Here is a 14,774-nt window from a genome sequence, read left to right on the forward strand (position 1 = left end):
ATTGGTCAAAATAAGTCAATCTTGAATCCCCGGTTTCCTCCTAAAAATTTGTGGTAACACCCACGCATTCATTTCATACACATATAACCATAAAGTTTACCCGGGGAAAAATATTGTTCTTTGTAAAAAACACTTGACAGAAGAAAACAAAACCTTTAAATTTAGTACTAACGAATAATTTGCCCCAGGGAAACAATTGAGGAGGAAGGAAAAATGAACGTATTCGGTAAAACATTGGGGAATATTTTTATACTTAGTTTGATCTTCTTGTTTGCAGCATGCGGTGCTGAAGACGAAACAGAGTCTGATCCGGCAGACCAGAATGACAAAGAAAAAATCAATATTGTTACGACAATTGCTCAAATTGGTGAGCCGCTCTCCGTTGTTGGTGGTGACCGGGTGGAGGTAACCAGCCTGATGGGACCTTCCGTGGACCCACATTTATATCAGGCAACACAGGGAGATATCAGCACAATCGATCAGGCTGACCTGATATTTTATAATGGATTGAATTTAGAGGAAAATATGGTAGAAATCTTTAATGAAATATCCGAAAGTAAACCTGTGCTTGCATTGGGAGAAACTATCCCCCGGGACCAACTTCTGGAAGAGGAAGAGGGCGTGACCGATCCGCATATTTGGTTTGATTATAACCTGTGGGAGGAAGCATTATATCATGCGGTGGAAGAATTAAAAGCATACGCTCCGGATGATGCGGATTATTTTGAGGAAAATTGGAACGACTATACTTCGCAATTGGAAGAGTTGAGGGAGCACGCTGAAAAAATCTCGGACATTCCCGAGGAGCAGCGGGTGCTGGTAACTGCCCATGATGCTTTTGGCTATTTCGGAGAACTTCATGATATTGAAGTCATCGGTCTCCAGGGTTTGAGTACAGATTCAGAAGTTGGCATTTCCGATATTAATGATACGATTGATATTATTAAAGAACATGAAGTTCCAGCTATTTTCGTGGAAACAAGTGTGAATGACAATGCCATACAGGCAGTCGTTGAAGGAGCCCAGGACGGGGGGATTGAAGTGGAGCTTGGCGGAGAATTGTATTCTGATGCCATGGGTGAAGAAGGTACAGAAGAAGGAACGTATATAGGTATGTATAAATATAATGTCGATACTATTTATGAAGCACTAACAGGAAAAGAGGCTGATTAAAGTGGAGAACAAAGTCGTCCAGGTAAAGAATCTCGCTGCGGCTTACCGTAAAAATACCGCCCTTTACGATGTCACGTTTGAAATAGAAAAAGGAACACTGACGGGAATCGTTGGACCAAACGGGGCGGGAAAATCCACCCTTTTAAATACGATACTGGAACTTCACCCCCGTCTTTCCGGTGAAGTGAAGTTCTTCGGAAAACCTTTTAAAAAAGTTAAAAAAAGGGTTGGTTATGTTCCACAGCGTGGATCGGTCGACTGGGATTTCCCTACAACCGCTATCGATGTCGTCACCATGGGGCTGTATGGGCAAATCGGCTGGCTCAGACGTCCCCGCCGGCATCATAAAGAGAAAGCATATGAAGCATTAAAAAAAATGGGAATGGAGATGTATGCTGACAGGCAAATCAGTCAGCTCTCCGGGGGACAGCGCCAGCGGGTATTTCTGGCGCGGGCCCTTGTACAGGATGCAGACCTTTACATCATGGATGAACCCCTTGCCGGTGTGGATGCGCAGACCGAGCGGGCCATCATGAACATCTTGAAAGAATTGAAAAGCCGCGGAAAAACGGTAATGGTCGTTCATCATGATTTGCAGACAGTAGAGGATTATTTTGATTCGGTTCTCTTATTGAACAGGACCGTTATGCATTATGGAAAAACAGAGGAAGTATTCACCAGGGACAACATTGCCCGGACATATGGAGGCAATATGCGCTGGATGGGAAAGGAGCAGGCTGATGAGCGCACTGTTGTTAAGCAGTAACTTACAATGGGTTCTTATAAGTACATTGGTGCTGGGAATTGCAGCAGGGCTCGTCGGCTGTCTATCCTACTGGAAAAAACACAGCTTGATGAGTGATGCGCTTGCCCACGCTGCACTGCCGGGAGTTGTTCTCGCATTTTTACTGGCCGGTGAAAAACAAACTTTCGTTCTTATCAGTGGGGCTGCTGTGAGTTCATTTATTGGTGCCTGGTTCATCCAAACCATCCGTGCTTCCACTAGAATTACCGAAGATACTTCCATGGGAATTATTTTATCCGTATTTTACGGGTTGGGCATTATGCTGTTGACGATCGCAAACCGGACAGCAGGTGGAAACCAGAGCGGACTGGACAATTTTATTTTCGGTCAGGCTGCTTCCATGGTGCGAAGTGATATGTATACGATGATCGGTCTCAGTATCGTCGTTATTTTTCTTATTTATCTGCTTTTTAAGGAGTGGAAGGTATTTTTATTTGATCCTTCCTTTGCTAAAGGATCCGGGTTTTCCCTGAAAACCCTGAACAGCCTGTATATGTTGCTCCTCGTAACTGTTATTGTCATCGGTATTCAGGCAGTGGGTGTGATACTGATTGCAGCACTTTTGATTATTCCGCCGGTCAGCGCCCGTTATTGGAGCAAAACATTTCACTGGATGCTGTTATTGTCTGCTGCTTTCGGCGGAATTGCAGGGGCTGGCGGCACATTGATCAGCTCCATGGGAAGCAGCTGGCCGACAGGTCCATTTATCGTTGTTACTGCTGCATCCATATTTACGATCTCCCTTCTTTTTGGGAAGGAAAAGGGTATATTGATCAGGTTTCTGCAGTTTAAGCATTATCAAAAGCACATGGGCTATAAAAAGGTTAACACCCATGTTTCATCTAAGGGAGTGAATTAAATGACGTATGCAGGTTGGATTATATTAACAGCTTCTCTGGTAGGACTCACCTGCGGCCTGATCGGTGTGTTTCTCATTTTGAGGAAAATGGCGATGATGGCGGATGCTATTAGTCATACCGTGCTGCTCGGGATCGTCATTGCCTTTCTTATTACCAGGCAGCTGAGCGGCCCCCCCATATTAATTGGTGCTATTGTGGCCGGTCTGGTTACGGCGTTTCTGGTACAATGGCTGCACTCCCTTGGCGTTGAACATCACGCTTCCATGGGAATTGTTTTCACGACGCTGTTTGCGATTGGCGTCATTCTGATAGCCACCAGTGTTGGAAATGCCCATCTGGATGTCCAGCATGCCTTAATGGGTGAAATAACTTTTATTCCGTGGAATACCGTGGTACTGCCGGTCGTCGGCCAGGTCCCGCAGGCTACTGCCATGCTGGGATTCGCTTTTATCGTCGTGCTGTTTTTCATTATTGCTTTTTATAAAGAATGGAAAATAACCTCTTTTGACCCAAAACTGGCAGCAAGCCTGGGAATCCCGGTCATGTTCATGCATTATCTATTTATGAGTCTCGTCTCCGTTACGACGGTGGCTTCCTTTGACGCTGTCGGTGCCATTATGGTGGTTGCGATGCTGATTACCCCGGCTGCCTCAGCCTACCTATGGACAGATAGGCTATCCTTGATGCTTGTGCTCAGTGGCTCATTTGGTGTAATGGCTGCGGTGGCCGGTTATTATATTGCAGCCTGGATAGATACCTCCATTTCCGGATCCATGGCGTTTGCCACAGGCCTGATATTCCTGGTGAGTTTTATATGTGCACCGAAACATGGGATGATCGGGAAGTGGATACGGCCTGCAGAAGTTGTTTAGAAAGGATTTTAAGGTAAGTCGGTTACCTGAGAATTTGTGTCTTTTGTATCTAAGCTTGCAGAAATCATCATGTCTGTTCCTGAGAAAGCTCCTATGGTATGGAACCTGAGGAAATTAACGAAGTCATGTACCTGAGATGCAGTTTAGGTTTATCAGAACTGAACGGTAAATAAAAATGCAAAAAAACCGGTGAAAATTATGGCTATCTTCATCGGTTTTTTTCATTTAAAAAATGAAATTCGCATATTCATTATACTTCGGTAAATCTAACCTAATTTTTAACAATATCCAAAAGCAACACGAAAATCTGCACATTGCTGGTGTATTTTATTGATAAAACGTTCATCAAATGGTGAAAATTACGTATAATATGTATGAACATTCGTATGTACATTAACAAAAGGTGATGATATAATGAAAGAGAAGAAACGATTTAGAGGGAGGAAAGAAATAATGGAAACAACCTTGAAAAAGCAAGGGAATAGTTCAGCTGTGACTATTCGAAGCGAATGGAAAAAAGCCCTCAATATTGAGAACGGATCACCTCTGGAAGTAACTGTAGATTACATGAATCAGCGTTTAATCATTGAACCGAAAAAAATAACCAGAGAAAAATATTCGCTGGATGAACTGGTTGCTGAAGCAAAAACACAGTATTCTCCAGCAGAAATTCAAACAGGCAGGGCAGGAGATGAACAATTTTAAAATGGGTGTATCTTTAAAGCAGGGGGATATCATTATATGTGATTTTGATCCTCAAAGTGGTCACGAACAAGCTGGAAGACGACCGGCAATCGTAGTATCCAAACAGATTTATAATGAGATTTCCACCGTAACCATGGTTTGTCCTATTACAAGTACATCCAGAGATTGGGCCTTCTTTGTTGAACTGCCTGAAGGAATGCAAACACACGGAAAGGTTTTTACAGATCAAGTAAAAACCTTTGATTTGAAAGCGAGAAGGTACAAATTTGTTGAAGAAGCACCACAGGAAGTGACCGATCAGGTAATGGGAATTTTAGAATCAATTATGTTTGGTTAAGCCTGTCCTAACGGAGATAAAGTACAGTCACGTATTTCCTTAATAAGGAACGTGGCTTTTTATTATTTAAAGGGAATATGCAAAAAACCAGTGAGAAGCAATAACTGTCTCCCGCCGTACTCCGGTTTACCCGTGGCAAACACAAACTGATTTTAGCTGTTCACGGTGAAAAGCCAACCATTGGGGCTTTCCCCCTACTTTTACTTCATTATAATGATATTTTGTTGAAATTTACATTCATTGTTATGTGAAATCTGCTAAAATAAGTATAACATTTTTATAGCATGGGAGTGATCGAGATGAAAGAAACATTTTTCACATTTGATTATGATTCTCCGGTTGGGATTTTGGAAATTCATGGCACAGCCGATGCCATTTATGAATTAAATTTTACGGACAAGCAGCAAATTGAAACAACTTTGGATGAAAGCCATCCAGCTTTATTGCATGAATGCAGCTCCCAATTGGATGATTATTTTCAAGGGAAACGAAAAACCTTTTCTATTCCCTATGTATTGGAGGGAACTGCTTTTCAGAAAAAAGTATGGAACGCCCTGACGGAAATCCCCTACGGAAAAACTGGAAGCTACCGGGATATCGCCATCGCAGTAAACAGTGAAAAAGCCGTACGGGCAGTCGGCAGTGCGAACGGAAAAAATAAAATCAGCATCATCATCCCCTGCCACCGGGTTATTGGGACTAATGGCAAGTTGACAGGGTATGGCGGCGGATTATGGAGGAAGGAATGGCTGCTGAAGCATGAGCAGGAGAAAGCTGTTTAATGTTATCAAAAATGAACAGGAATACTGGCTGGTTGATCAGATAAAAAGAGAGAAAACGACGAATAAGGCTTACATGGGAGAATGTAATCAATTATTGATAATATTTTAAAAGGGGCTGGGACAAAAGTATTTTTATCAAGGTAAAAGCCGAACAATAATAATTAGCGCCTATACCCCGCTCCGGAAATATACTTCGCTTTCCGCGGGGGAGTGGTGAGCCTCCTCGGGCTGACGCCCTGTGGGGTCTCACCGATCTCCTGCTTCCCGCAGGAGTCTACGTATATTTCCTCCGCTAGATTAATTTATTGTTCGTATTTAGAATAAATTACTTTAGAAATGTCCCAGCCTCTTTATTATGGTTTGCTATTCAATAATCAGCATATCATTCTCATCAAACTTCCAATTCTCCCCGTACGCCACTTCCCAGTAATAACCATTTGGATCCTGAAAATAACCGCTGTAGCCTCCCCATGAAACGATTTCGGGCATTTTAATGATACTAGCCCCGGTTTTTTCAGCAATCTCAAAGATATTATCTACCTCCTCTTTTGTCTTGGCGTTATAGGCAAGGGTGATCCCTGAAAAGTCATTTCCAGTTGCAGGCGGATTTTCTTCATTTATATCCTTTGTCAATTCATTAATGGGATATAAAGAGATTTTTGTCCCTCCGTTGTTGAAAAAGATGATATCCGGATCATTCTCATCCCCGTAAACCTGGACATTAAACCCCAGTCCTTCCCGGTAAAATTGCAGTGATTCCAGCATATCTTTTACGCCAAGTGTGATTAGATTTAGCCGATTCATTTAAACAGCTCCTTTTTAATATTTCTACAATGGACATTACTCTACTTTTCATTTTCTGTATTGTAAAAATCGGACAATTTCACAGCAGATGGTGTTTCTCCCAGACGCTTTTTAAAATCTTTAATGAAATGCGCTTGATCATAATAACCAAATTGGTTGACCACACTTAAAGGATCTGTTTTATTTACCACTGCTTGAACGGTTAACTGAAAACGGACAATCTGGGAAAATTTCTTCGGACTCAAACCTATCCATCTATCAAACAAGCGATTGGCAGTCCTCATATCTGTATATTCCATGCTGCAAAGCTGGTGAACAGAAATATTTCCATGACTTCTGAAGATCCTGTAAAGCATATTATTCAGAACACTATTGGATATCGTTTTTCCAATTTTATTGCTCAATTTCTTGAGCAGGAAAGATTCAGCCATCTGCACTCTTTCGGCATTATACGAAGCATGTACCAATTTTTCGCCAATGAGTTTGGCAAACGATCCATTTATTACGGAAATATCCATAATATCATTGGAAAATTCCTTTTGGTTATGATCTAAAAACGGAAGGGCACCGCCCGGGAAAAATCGTATGCCAAAGTATGCACGGTATGGATTATAAGCTACTCCGGTCTGAAAATAATGATCAAAAATGCCGCAGTAGACCATGTCGAATTCTTTTGTGACAGTATTATATTCCACAATGATGTCGCTGCATCCATCGGGAATAACCGTATCGGTATAACGTGACGATGTGGGATACTTTCCCGCCTCTGAACTCCAAAAGCAATGGATATAGGGTTTTAAGGCATGCGTTGGCTCATACTCCCGGTAGGTTGTGTATTTATTTGTCATTATTTTCGGACTGAAAAGCTTATGTAAATCGGTCAATTCCATCACCTGATCTTCTGTACGTACTATTCACTTATACTTGTTGTGCATATTAGTATAAGTTAATTTAGTTCATTATAACAAACATTATTTTTATTGGTTAATAGAATGAGAATATTAAAACCATATAGCTTTGTCTAAGGTGAACAATTGTTTCAAATTTCCCCATTATCTACTTGCGGAATTTTCTCAAAAATGTTAACTTATAATTGAAAATTCATTGTTTGTTAAAAGAAGTGAAGGATATTTACGTTTTTTGCTTTAACTTATATTTGCTTAAAGACTGGAAAAGTATGCCCTTTAAAAACGTTATAACAGATTCGTCGTTTTTCTTCCATGTAATTTCCAAGCTTAGGGAGGGGAAAATTTTTATAATCCATGTATGGGATGATTACAATGAATCTTTAGGAGGGAGACCAATGAATGGTTGATAACCTGAATGAAAGCTGCTGTTCATCCAATACAAAACCTAATATAACGGTAAATACCGAAGAAACAGCAAGCCGAAAAATCGTATCAAGAGAAGAATGGAATGAATCCCATCAGGCTTTTCTAAAAGAAGAAAAAGCATTTACCCGATTACGGGATAAACTAAATGCCAAGCGGCGCCGCTTGCCAATGGTGGAAGTAACAAAGAATTATATATTTCAAGGAATAAACGGAGAAATCAGCCTGCATGATTTATTTGCCGGTTATAAGCAGCTCATAGTATACCATTTCATGTTTGACCCGGAATGGGAGGAAGGCTGCGATGGTTGCTCAATGGTAGTGGACAATATGGGACACCCTTCACATTTAGAGGCTCGCAACACGAAACTTATCCTAATTTCAAGGGCACCTATGGAAAAAATAGAACCGTTTAAAGCACGTATGGGATGGGAAGTTCCATGGTATTCTTCCTATTCAACTGATTTTAACCAGGACTTCGGTGCAACAACAGAAGCCGGAGAAATACATGGGTACAGTGTTTTTCTTCTGGAAAATAATCGAATATATCATACCTATTCCACTTGGGCACGCGGCGTAGAATATTTGGGAAGCAATTGGAGTTACCTGGATATTACCCCTTATGGCAGGCAGGAGATGTGGGAGGACTCCCCACAGGGGACTGTTCAAACGAAAACATATGAATGGTGGCGTCATCATGATCGCTATGAATAGCGAGTACCCACACAACTATTAGTAAAATCAATCCGATTATATAGAAACTGATTGGGGACAACAGATGTAAATCCAGTAGTTAAAAAAATGATGTGAGTATGCAAATCACTCACATCATTTTTTAACCTGTATTCCAGGTCTTATGCAGATTATTATTTCATTAAGATTCATATTTTTGATGCTCTTTTTTTAAGGATTCATCCCATTCCTTCTCATCCATCTTCGTGATCAGCTCTATCAGATTATCATCCGGGTCACGTATATGTGCAGTACGTATTCCCCATAGCGGTCTGTTTTGAATGGCAGTTTCCATGTAGCCCCCTCTTTCCTTCATCTTTTTCACTGTTTTTTCTAGATTATCCACTTCAAATATGAGGGCAAAATTGTCCTGTGTCGATCTATTATTTGGTAAATCTGCAGTTCCTGCCGCCTCTGCCATTAATTCTTTTTTAAATATTCCAAGCACTTTTCCCCCTCCTGCATCAAAGTTTGCATAATTTCCGCCACGCTCACCCCAAGTCAGTTTTAGACCCAGGATTTCCTGATAAAAATGGAGGCAGTCATCGAAGTTGGAAACAAGTAATCGAGTATTATCCAGTTTCATTTTATATTATCCCCCTGTTTAATGCTTCATTTTGGCAATCACTTTCATGAACAATGGAATTACATTTTAGCATGGTTGTATTTTTATGTATTGTAAAAATCAGGCATAACTTATTAGACTCCTGCATGAAATGCAGAGTCCCATGTAATAAGCCCATTATACAAATACTTTCTTAGGTACCCAACCTATTTCTCCGTCAGCCTTCTTAATCAGTGTAAAACCTTCACATGCGTCATCAACAACCCACACGTGATCACCTTTTTCAACCGATAAAAATGTTGTACTTAAGTCATTCCTGCACCATGTCACATCATTTTCGGTAATCAAATATTCATTTTTAACCCATTGCCGCAACCCTAATTTTCTATTTTCACAAAGGGTGAAATATTTATCTTCTTTGATCTTGCGCATTTCGTAATTGGGATATGTAACTGTGCCGGCGCTATTGGTAGTGTCTATGTAATCTTTTAGAACAATTCTTTCATCTGTTAACTCATCCACATATGCAAAATCATAATTGCCGTTTTCAATAATTAATGCATTTAACTGTCCTTCTTTTTTTATTTGATTTCCGCCATCCAATGCAATCATTCTTTTTTCCTTATCAATCAGGGGGTTATGGGAACTGATTATATTTGATCGATAATTGACTACAGGCCAATGTCCGACAATAACGGTTTTGTCGGCCTGATGTCCTTTTTCATAGAATGCCTGCATCTGGAGTGCCGACATTTCACCTGTCTGCTTCCAGTCTTTCCTATGTTCTATGCCTGCGTGAATAATTATGTGCTCATCTGTTTCAAAGGCAATTGGCAAGGATTCCAGCCATTGTATTTCCTTGTGATAGTGCGTACGATAATGAGCAGCAATTTCTTCTAAACTGGAAAAATCATCTACGGATTTTTCTTGATTTTGCAGCATTTCATTTAATATCGAGTGTTCCCGCTTCTTCATATAGGGAATGATTCCTTCATTTCCATTAAACACATGCCGAAACAACACATCGCAATTTCCTTTTGTTACAAAGACTTTGGCGGATTGTTCCGTCAGTTTTTGCACAAACTCCACTGTTTCTAAACTATTCTTTCCTTTTTCGCATAGATCTCCATTGATGAATAAATAATCATCTTTTGTGTAATTGACTTTCTCCAAAAGGCGCCGAAAAAGCTTTAAGCTTCCATGAATATCCGAAATTACTATGATTCTCTTTGTTTTATCCAATTCTATGTATTCCGTATGAATCATTCCCCTGATCCCCCTCTTAGAAAAACCCAGCTGCTTCGGTGAAAGCCCCTCATAAGTAATCCCCAGCATCTCCTGCAATTCCTTCGCATTTCCTGCAGCATGTCCGCCGGAATTGTTATTAAATACGATATACAGATCCTCGGTATTCTTTTTCAGTTCTAAAATTCTTTTTTTCCATTCCGATAATTCTTCGCCGTTATAGTCATATAAGTAGCGCACTTCACGCCAGTTGGTATCCGCACTGTTTGGTTTATTCCATCCATGAACATTTCTCCCATGCATGCGAATCATGGTTTTTCCAGGGTGGGTTACAATAGGCACGGTAGGAATCGTGCTGCTGCCCGCATTTGGTTCATCCACAATTGAATGAATCCACCCTTCCGCTTTCATAAATTGCAATGTACTTTCCCGATACTTTTCCGAAAACCAAGATTGATGTCTGAATTCCAGTGCAATCGGGATATCCCCCATCATTTTCCGACAATAGCGCAAATAATTTACACTTTCTTTCTTACAAGTAAACCAAGGTGAAAACTGAAAAAGGACACATGCTAATTTACCGGCTTCTATGTATGGTATTAAGGATTTTTTATATGCAGTAAACATTTCCTGTACGGAATCAAAAGGCTGATCTTCCCTGCGCTGATGTCCGGTCATTCCCTGGTATGCCTTCACAATAAAGCGGAAATTATCCGGTGTATCAGTGACCCACTTTTTCACATTTTTCTCCTGCTGAATTGCATAAAAGGCAGTATCGACTTCCACGAGCGGAAAATGACTGCTGTATTCCGATAGTTTGTCCTTTGGTTTCACATTCCCGGAATAGATCGAATCGTGATCCCCTCAGCCGGTTAATCCGATATAAATCATGCTGTTCCCTCCTGCACATATTTTACCATGAATACTCCCACCACTTAATTTTCTGATTGAAAATTTGAAGTAGGGGTTTCTAACGTGACGACATATTCGCCGCTTAACGTCAGTGGAGCTGTCACATTGGTGATCTATTTACACCCAGCCCCTCTATACCATCGGTCTCGCCTTTGGTACTTCTTTTAAATAACCTTGGGTTGCCAAACATTCACGGAGTCTGCAGTCAACGCTTGTTTTTGTGGTAACTTGCTCACAAATTTCCTTAATATGTTGGCTGCTCCGTTTATATCGGCATTTAACAGTAATCCTTCACAAGTACGATAAAGCCCACGTTTCACTCGTTTTCCAGTGAATACAGGTTTATCCTTCTTTTCATCAAATACAGGAATATCATCCCCATCTATAAAACTCGCTTTTGATGTGTACGATTCTTCTGTTGTTATAACACGAATCCCGCATTTTTCCGCCTTGTATGTAATCATGTTGATCAACATGGCATGCGGAATGCTGACAAATGTTTGATTACCTTTTTTACCCATATTCACTTCCTGTTTCCATCCTTCATTTTTTCCAATAATTACTGTGTCTACCTTTTCTTCCAAGGCAAGATTCACAATTTTATGGCTGGCTTTATGAAAGATGTCCTTTAGCTTTCGGTGTCTAACGTGATGAAGCCTTTCCAACCGTTTTGATGTGAAAGGCCCTTCATTTGATGCTTTCCATGACGTAGAATCCCTAGTAAATGCGCTTTTTGTTTGTTGTAATATTGGTTGATGGATTTGACATTTCCGCCTTTTATTATAAAAGGGGATGCGCCTGTGTTTGTCACTCCGGAAACAAGATTGTTTATGCCTAAATCCAGTGCCATGCATCTGTTGCTGTCCGTTGGTTCTATCGCATCATATTCCACTTTTCTTACTAATTCCACCACATAATGACCATACTTGGGGATGATGCGTACTTGCATTAATTTTCCTTCTGCCAATCCCAATTTGCCAATATTAAGCTTCAGCTTTGTCTTCGGGAACTTTAAATATTTCTGTTCTTTGATGCAGCAATCCTGGTTGGTGAAAATAATTTCTTTCTCTGAGGTACGGGAATATCCTGGGATGCGGGGGCTTGCGTTGTATTTTTCCGGTTGATCTTTGTAATCTTTTAAACTCGAGTAAAAACTTTTCCAGTTTTGAAAAACGGTTTTCATTACCCATTGGCTGCTCTGTATTGGTAGGGAAACATAATCGGGTTGCTTGATCATATGAAATAAGCTGTTTAGAAAGTTATAATGAAGATACGGTTTTTCTTTTGTTGGTGCTTCAAACAGGTTGCATGTGACTTCTTTTCGCTTTTCAACAGGCTTTTGCCTTTCTTTTTCCAGCCTTCGCACATATGCCTGTCGTTGTCCGTCGTTCATTGGTTCCAGGTTTTGACGAATGGTTTCCAACACTTCTTGTTGTAAGGGATGCGGGTTTTCTGTTCTTAATCCAGTAAATACCTGCCTGATGTAAAAATTAACTACATTATACATGTTTTTTGCGTTTTGGCACATCTGGTTGAAGTATGGATGCATGCGATGCCCCGGCTTGATCCAGATTTGGTCTGTTTTATAATAAAACGTTGGATTCTTTTTTGACATAAACTCACCTCCCGAAAGGAATATTTGTTCTTTTTTATTATAGCATGTACGTTCTTCATTGGAAAGTCGGATCATTTGAAATGGCATAAGCCAGTCCTGATCCGTAGTCGATTCATCCCCACCCTACTCACATGGGTTCCTTGAGGATGGGGTACTCTCGACTGGGATTGATAGAAAAAGACAGTCAAATAGAACACCACAATAAAACGGACACTTATATTTTCCGGCAATTTCTTGTATACTTATTGTATTATTCCATAAAGGAGCCAGCAAAATGATCAAAGTAAAAATGAACGTACAAACCGCATACCATGGAGAATTACTCCGTGCCGGGAAAATATATGAAATTGATGAACCAACTGCAAAACGATGGATTGCAAGTAAAATAGCAGTAAGGGCAGATGCAGAATAACCATTTAGGGCATAAGTTTTATTGCACTGTTTTAATAGATCCGTTATAAAGGGTAGTTAAGGAGGTGAGATCATTTGAGCGAGGAACGATTTGACCGTTTGGAGGCACGTTTTGACCACATGGAAGGGATGCTGTCAAAATTAATTACGATGGTCGGCAAAATGAGAGAAGAACAAGAAGTAATGAAACAAGAGCAGAGTGAAATGAAACAGGAACAGACTGATATGAAAAAGAATATTCCCCTCTAAAAGAGAATTATCAGGATATGCTTATGGAAAATAGCAACCGTCATACAGAGATCATGAGAGAATTTAAATCCATTAATGCAGATCAGGAATTCACATGGAAAAAAGCCGTACAAAATGAGCGAGAAATAGCCAAAATAAAAGGCCAATTTATGGGGAAATAATAACGATACATCTCTTCAAATATCCTCACACGCAATTTTTCCCAATTAAATCTAAATCCCCGTTACATCCTTCATTTCAGGACATAATGGGGATTTTAATTTATCAACCAAATGACCGTAAAGATGCACAGCTTCGGGTCAAACACGCTTTATACATAATATAAAATAAGACCGCCTCAGAAGGCAGCCTTATTATTTCTATCAGTAGTAAATGATAGGTCATCTATTTGCAAAGAATTCTTCCGCTTTCTCGAGAAATACTTCCTGTTCAGCGGTTAGATCATATTCTTCCTCGATTGCATCTACCGGGCAAACAGCCTTGCAAGCGGCACAGTCGATACAAACATCCGGATCTATGTAAAACTGATCAGGACCTTCCTCTATACAATCAACAGGACACACGCTTACACATTCGGCGGATTTTTCCGTGCTGCATGGATCCAATATGACAAATGCCATGTATATTAACCTCCCTTATATACTTCACCAAAGATATAATACTAGCTACGCTTCCATCATACAAGACAAATGAGGGTGAAGTAAACAGTTTGACTCCAGCTATTTTCGCTCGAAATATAAATGATAATGAAAAGCACAGCCGGGATTAAATGAATTTTGACAGCTGGGACAAGTATTTTTGCTGAATAAATATTCGCTGATGGTTAACTCCTTCCCGCAGCTCCCGCACAGGATGGCTTTTTCGGAGAACAAATGCCGCGGCCAGACAGAACGTTTTCCGCATCCATGCTCCTGATGGCATTGATAGCACGGAAAATATTGCCCGCAGCAGTAAAATTTAATCGCAATCCGATCATTTTCCTGATGATAATGAGTGCAGCGGGTTTCCTGATCAATAGCACCTTTAACCGTCCACCCATGTATTCTCATAACCGTTCTCTCCCTTCTTCTATCTGTCTATTATACTGCTTGCGTTTTATTTTTAAAAAGGAAGGGAATGTAAACCCTATATAGGATATAAAAGAATAAAGGAGATTTGCGTCATGAGAACATACACCGTAACACCAAATGTTGATGCTTCAGCATGGTTTGTTAAACTGGAGGATGTGGCACCGGAGGAAGTGTTCGATGCCAAAGATGAGGCGATTGCCGAAGCAGAGAGAATGGCACAGGAAAACAGTCCAAGTATGGTGGAGATTCTGGATAAAAATCATAATGTAATTGAAGAAAAAAGATATTAAACGTAAGCGTAAAATA

At 40.4% G+C, this 14,774-nt stretch carries 18 protein-coding genes and 2 pseudogenes; 12 read left to right on the forward strand and 8 right to left on the reverse strand.

The window, feature by feature from the left end:
* The first annotated feature begins 213 nt into the window (after positions 1-213).
* The 7 genes from ACZ42C_RS08740 (at position 214) to ACZ42C_RS08770 (ending at position 5,534) form a co-directional block, all read left to right on the forward strand.
* A complete protein-coding gene (locus tag ACZ42C_RS08740) occupies positions 214-1,173 on the forward strand; it encodes a metal ABC transporter solute-binding protein, Zn/Mn family (RefSeq protein ID WP_461182206.1) in 960 nt (319 codons plus the stop codon).
* A 1-nt stretch (position 1,174) separates the two neighbouring features.
* On the forward strand, positions 1,175-1,939 hold the full coding sequence (locus ACZ42C_RS08745) for a metal ABC transporter ATP-binding protein (RefSeq protein WP_461182207.1): 765 nt from the start codon (positions 1,175-1,177) through the stop codon (positions 1,937-1,939).
* Positions 1,914-2,837: a metal ABC transporter permease gene (locus tag ACZ42C_RS08750; RefSeq protein ID WP_461182208.1), complete on the forward strand. Its 924-nt coding sequence runs from the start codon at positions 1,914-1,916 to the stop codon at positions 2,835-2,837. The genes ACZ42C_RS08745 and ACZ42C_RS08750 overlap by 26 nt, the downstream gene beginning before the upstream one ends.
* Positions 2,838-3,710: a metal ABC transporter permease gene (locus ACZ42C_RS08755; RefSeq protein WP_461182209.1), complete on the forward strand. Its 873-nt coding sequence runs from the start codon at positions 2,838-2,840 to the stop codon at positions 3,708-3,710.
* Between the two features lie 453 nt (positions 3,711-4,163).
* Positions 4,164-4,415 carry an AbrB/MazE/SpoVT family DNA-binding domain-containing protein gene (locus ACZ42C_RS08760; RefSeq protein ID WP_461182210.1) on the forward strand — a complete coding sequence of 84 codons (252 nt, stop codon included), beginning with the start codon at positions 4,164-4,166 and terminating at the stop codon, positions 4,413-4,415.
* Positions 4,402-4,752 (forward strand): type II toxin-antitoxin system PemK/MazF family toxin, encoded by a 351-nt coding sequence (locus ACZ42C_RS08765; RefSeq protein ID WP_461182211.1) that lies wholly within the window; start codon positions 4,402-4,404, stop codon positions 4,750-4,752. Before ACZ42C_RS08760 ends, ACZ42C_RS08765 begins: the two co-directional genes overlap by 14 nt.
* A gap of 299 nt (positions 4,753-5,051) precedes the next feature.
* The gene (locus tag ACZ42C_RS08770) at positions 5,052-5,534 is read left to right on the forward strand and encodes a methylated-DNA--[protein]-cysteine S-methyltransferase (RefSeq protein WP_461182212.1); all 483 of its coding nucleotides are present in this window, start codon (positions 5,052-5,054) and stop codon (positions 5,532-5,534) included.
* Positions 5,535-5,897: 363 nt separating this feature from the next.
* Here the strand turns inward: ACZ42C_RS08770 and ACZ42C_RS08775 are convergent, their stop codons facing one another.
* Positions 5,898-6,338 carry a VOC family protein gene (locus ACZ42C_RS08775; protein ID WP_461182213.1) on the reverse strand — a complete coding sequence of 147 codons (441 nt, stop codon included), beginning with the start codon at positions 6,336-6,338 and terminating at the stop codon, positions 5,898-5,900.
* Positions 6,339-6,379: 41 nt separating this feature from the next.
* Positions 6,380-7,228 (reverse strand): DUF6597 domain-containing transcriptional factor, encoded by an 849-nt coding sequence (locus tag ACZ42C_RS08780; RefSeq protein ID WP_461182214.1) that lies wholly within the window; start codon positions 7,226-7,228, stop codon positions 6,380-6,382.
* Positions 7,229-7,645: 417 nt separating this feature from the next.
* Between ACZ42C_RS08780 and ACZ42C_RS08785 the strand changes: the two genes are divergently transcribed.
* Positions 7,646-8,383 (forward strand): DUF899 domain-containing protein, encoded by a 738-nt coding sequence (locus ACZ42C_RS08785; RefSeq protein WP_461182215.1) that lies wholly within the window; start codon positions 7,646-7,648, stop codon positions 8,381-8,383.
* A gap of 160 nt (positions 8,384-8,543) precedes the next feature.
* Here ACZ42C_RS08785 and ACZ42C_RS08790 read toward each other — a convergent pair whose 3' ends face one another.
* The 4 genes and pseudogenes from ACZ42C_RS08790 to ACZ42C_RS08805 form a co-directional block, all read right to left on the reverse strand.
* A complete protein-coding gene (locus ACZ42C_RS08790) occupies positions 8,544-8,987 on the reverse strand; it encodes a VOC family protein (RefSeq protein WP_461182216.1) in 444 nt (147 codons plus the stop codon).
* A gap of 156 nt (positions 8,988-9,143) precedes the next feature.
* A complete protein-coding gene (locus tag ACZ42C_RS08795) occupies positions 9,144-10,232 on the reverse strand; it encodes a metallophosphoesterase (RefSeq protein WP_461182224.1) in 1,089 nt (362 codons plus the stop codon).
* Positions 10,233-10,259: 27 nt separating this feature from the next.
* Positions 10,260-11,060: pseudogene (locus tag ACZ42C_RS08800) on the reverse strand (DUF72 domain-containing protein); the annotation flags it as partial.
* A gap of 227 nt (positions 11,061-11,287) precedes the next feature.
* A pseudogene (locus ACZ42C_RS08805) lies at positions 11,288-12,738 on the reverse strand (RNA-guided endonuclease InsQ/TnpB family protein).
* A gap of 274 nt (positions 12,739-13,012) precedes the next feature.
* Between ACZ42C_RS08805 and ACZ42C_RS08810 the strand changes: the two are divergent.
* The 3 genes from ACZ42C_RS08810 (at position 13,013) to ACZ42C_RS08820 (ending at position 13,559) form a co-directional block, all read left to right on the forward strand.
* Entirely contained in the window at positions 13,013-13,150 is a 138-nt protein-coding gene (locus ACZ42C_RS08810) for a hypothetical protein (protein ID WP_461182217.1), read from the forward strand.
* Between the two features lie 74 nt (positions 13,151-13,224).
* Complete coding sequence (locus tag ACZ42C_RS08815) at positions 13,225-13,398, forward strand: hypothetical protein (RefSeq protein WP_461182218.1); 174 nt, start codon at positions 13,225-13,227, stop codon at positions 13,396-13,398.
* A gap of 23 nt (positions 13,399-13,421) precedes the next feature.
* Complete coding sequence (locus tag ACZ42C_RS08820) at positions 13,422-13,559, forward strand: hypothetical protein (RefSeq protein ID WP_461182219.1); 138 nt, start codon at positions 13,422-13,424, stop codon at positions 13,557-13,559.
* Positions 13,560-13,778: 219 nt separating this feature from the next.
* Here the strand turns inward: ACZ42C_RS08820 and ACZ42C_RS08825 are convergent, their stop codons facing one another.
* Complete coding sequence (locus tag ACZ42C_RS08825) at positions 13,779-14,018, reverse strand: indolepyruvate ferredoxin oxidoreductase subunit alpha (protein WP_164219489.1); 240 nt, start codon at positions 14,016-14,018, stop codon at positions 13,779-13,781.
* A 99-nt stretch (positions 14,019-14,117) separates the two neighbouring features.
* Positions 14,118-14,447, reverse strand: coding sequence for a CHY zinc finger protein (locus tag ACZ42C_RS08830; protein WP_461182220.1), 330 nt, complete (start codon positions 14,445-14,447; stop codon positions 14,118-14,120).
* Between the two features lie 113 nt (positions 14,448-14,560).
* Here ACZ42C_RS08830 and ACZ42C_RS08835 point away from each other — a divergent pair, with 113 nt between their 5' ends.
* A complete protein-coding gene (locus ACZ42C_RS08835; RefSeq protein WP_461182221.1) occupies positions 14,561-14,758 on the forward strand; it encodes a DUF2188 domain-containing protein in 198 nt (65 codons plus the stop codon).
* Positions 14,759-14,774: the final 16 nt, after the last annotated feature.

The organism is Virgibacillus kimchii (genome assembly GCF_055379185.1).

Excerpts from the sequence above, each read along its gene's own strand:
- ACZ42C_RS08740 (WP_461182206.1), top strand. The coding sequence starts at position 214 with ATGAACGTATTCGGTAAAACATTGGGGAATATTTTTATACTTAGTTTG.
- ACZ42C_RS08750 (WP_461182208.1), top strand. The coding sequence starts at position 1,914 with ATGAGCGCACTGTTGTTAAGCAGTAACTTACAATGGGTTCTTATAAGT.
- ACZ42C_RS08755 (WP_461182209.1), top strand. The coding sequence starts at position 2,838 with ATGACGTATGCAGGTTGGATTATATTAACAGCTTCTCTGGTAGGACTC.
- ACZ42C_RS08760 (WP_461182210.1), top strand. The coding sequence starts at position 4,164 with ATGGAAACAACCTTGAAAAAGCAAGGGAATAGTTCAGCTGTGACTATT.
- ACZ42C_RS08765 (WP_461182211.1), top strand. The coding sequence starts at position 4,402 with ATGAACAATTTTAAAATGGGTGTATCTTTAAAGCAGGGGGATATCATT.
- ACZ42C_RS08770 (WP_461182212.1), top strand. The coding sequence starts at position 5,052 with ATGAAAGAAACATTTTTCACATTTGATTATGATTCTCCGGTTGGGATT.
- ACZ42C_RS08775 (WP_461182213.1), bottom strand. The coding sequence starts at position 6,338 with ATGAATCGGCTAAATCTAATCACACTTGGCGTAAAAGATATGCTGGAA.
- ACZ42C_RS08780 (WP_461182214.1), bottom strand. The coding sequence starts at position 7,228 with ATGGAATTGACCGATTTACATAAGCTTTTCAGTCCGAAAATAATGACA.
- ACZ42C_RS08785 (WP_461182215.1), top strand. The coding sequence starts at position 7,646 with ATGGTTGATAACCTGAATGAAAGCTGCTGTTCATCCAATACAAAACCT.
- ACZ42C_RS08790 (WP_461182216.1), bottom strand. The coding sequence starts at position 8,987 with ATGAAACTGGATAATACTCGATTACTTGTTTCCAACTTCGATGACTGC.
- ACZ42C_RS08795 (WP_461182224.1), bottom strand. The coding sequence starts at position 10,232 with ATGATTCATACGGAATACATAGAATTGGATAAAACAAAGAGAATCATA.
- ACZ42C_RS08810 (WP_461182217.1), top strand. The coding sequence starts at position 13,013 with ATGATCAAAGTAAAAATGAACGTACAAACCGCATACCATGGAGAATTA.
- ACZ42C_RS08820 (WP_461182219.1), top strand. The coding sequence starts at position 13,422 with ATGGAAAATAGCAACCGTCATACAGAGATCATGAGAGAATTTAAATCC.
- ACZ42C_RS08825 (WP_164219489.1), bottom strand. The coding sequence starts at position 14,018 with ATGGCATTTGTCATATTGGATCCATGCAGCACGGAAAAATCCGCCGAA.
- ACZ42C_RS08830 (WP_461182220.1), bottom strand. The coding sequence starts at position 14,447 with ATGAGAATACATGGGTGGACGGTTAAAGGTGCTATTGATCAGGAAACC.
- ACZ42C_RS08835 (WP_461182221.1), top strand. The coding sequence starts at position 14,561 with ATGAGAACATACACCGTAACACCAAATGTTGATGCTTCAGCATGGTTT.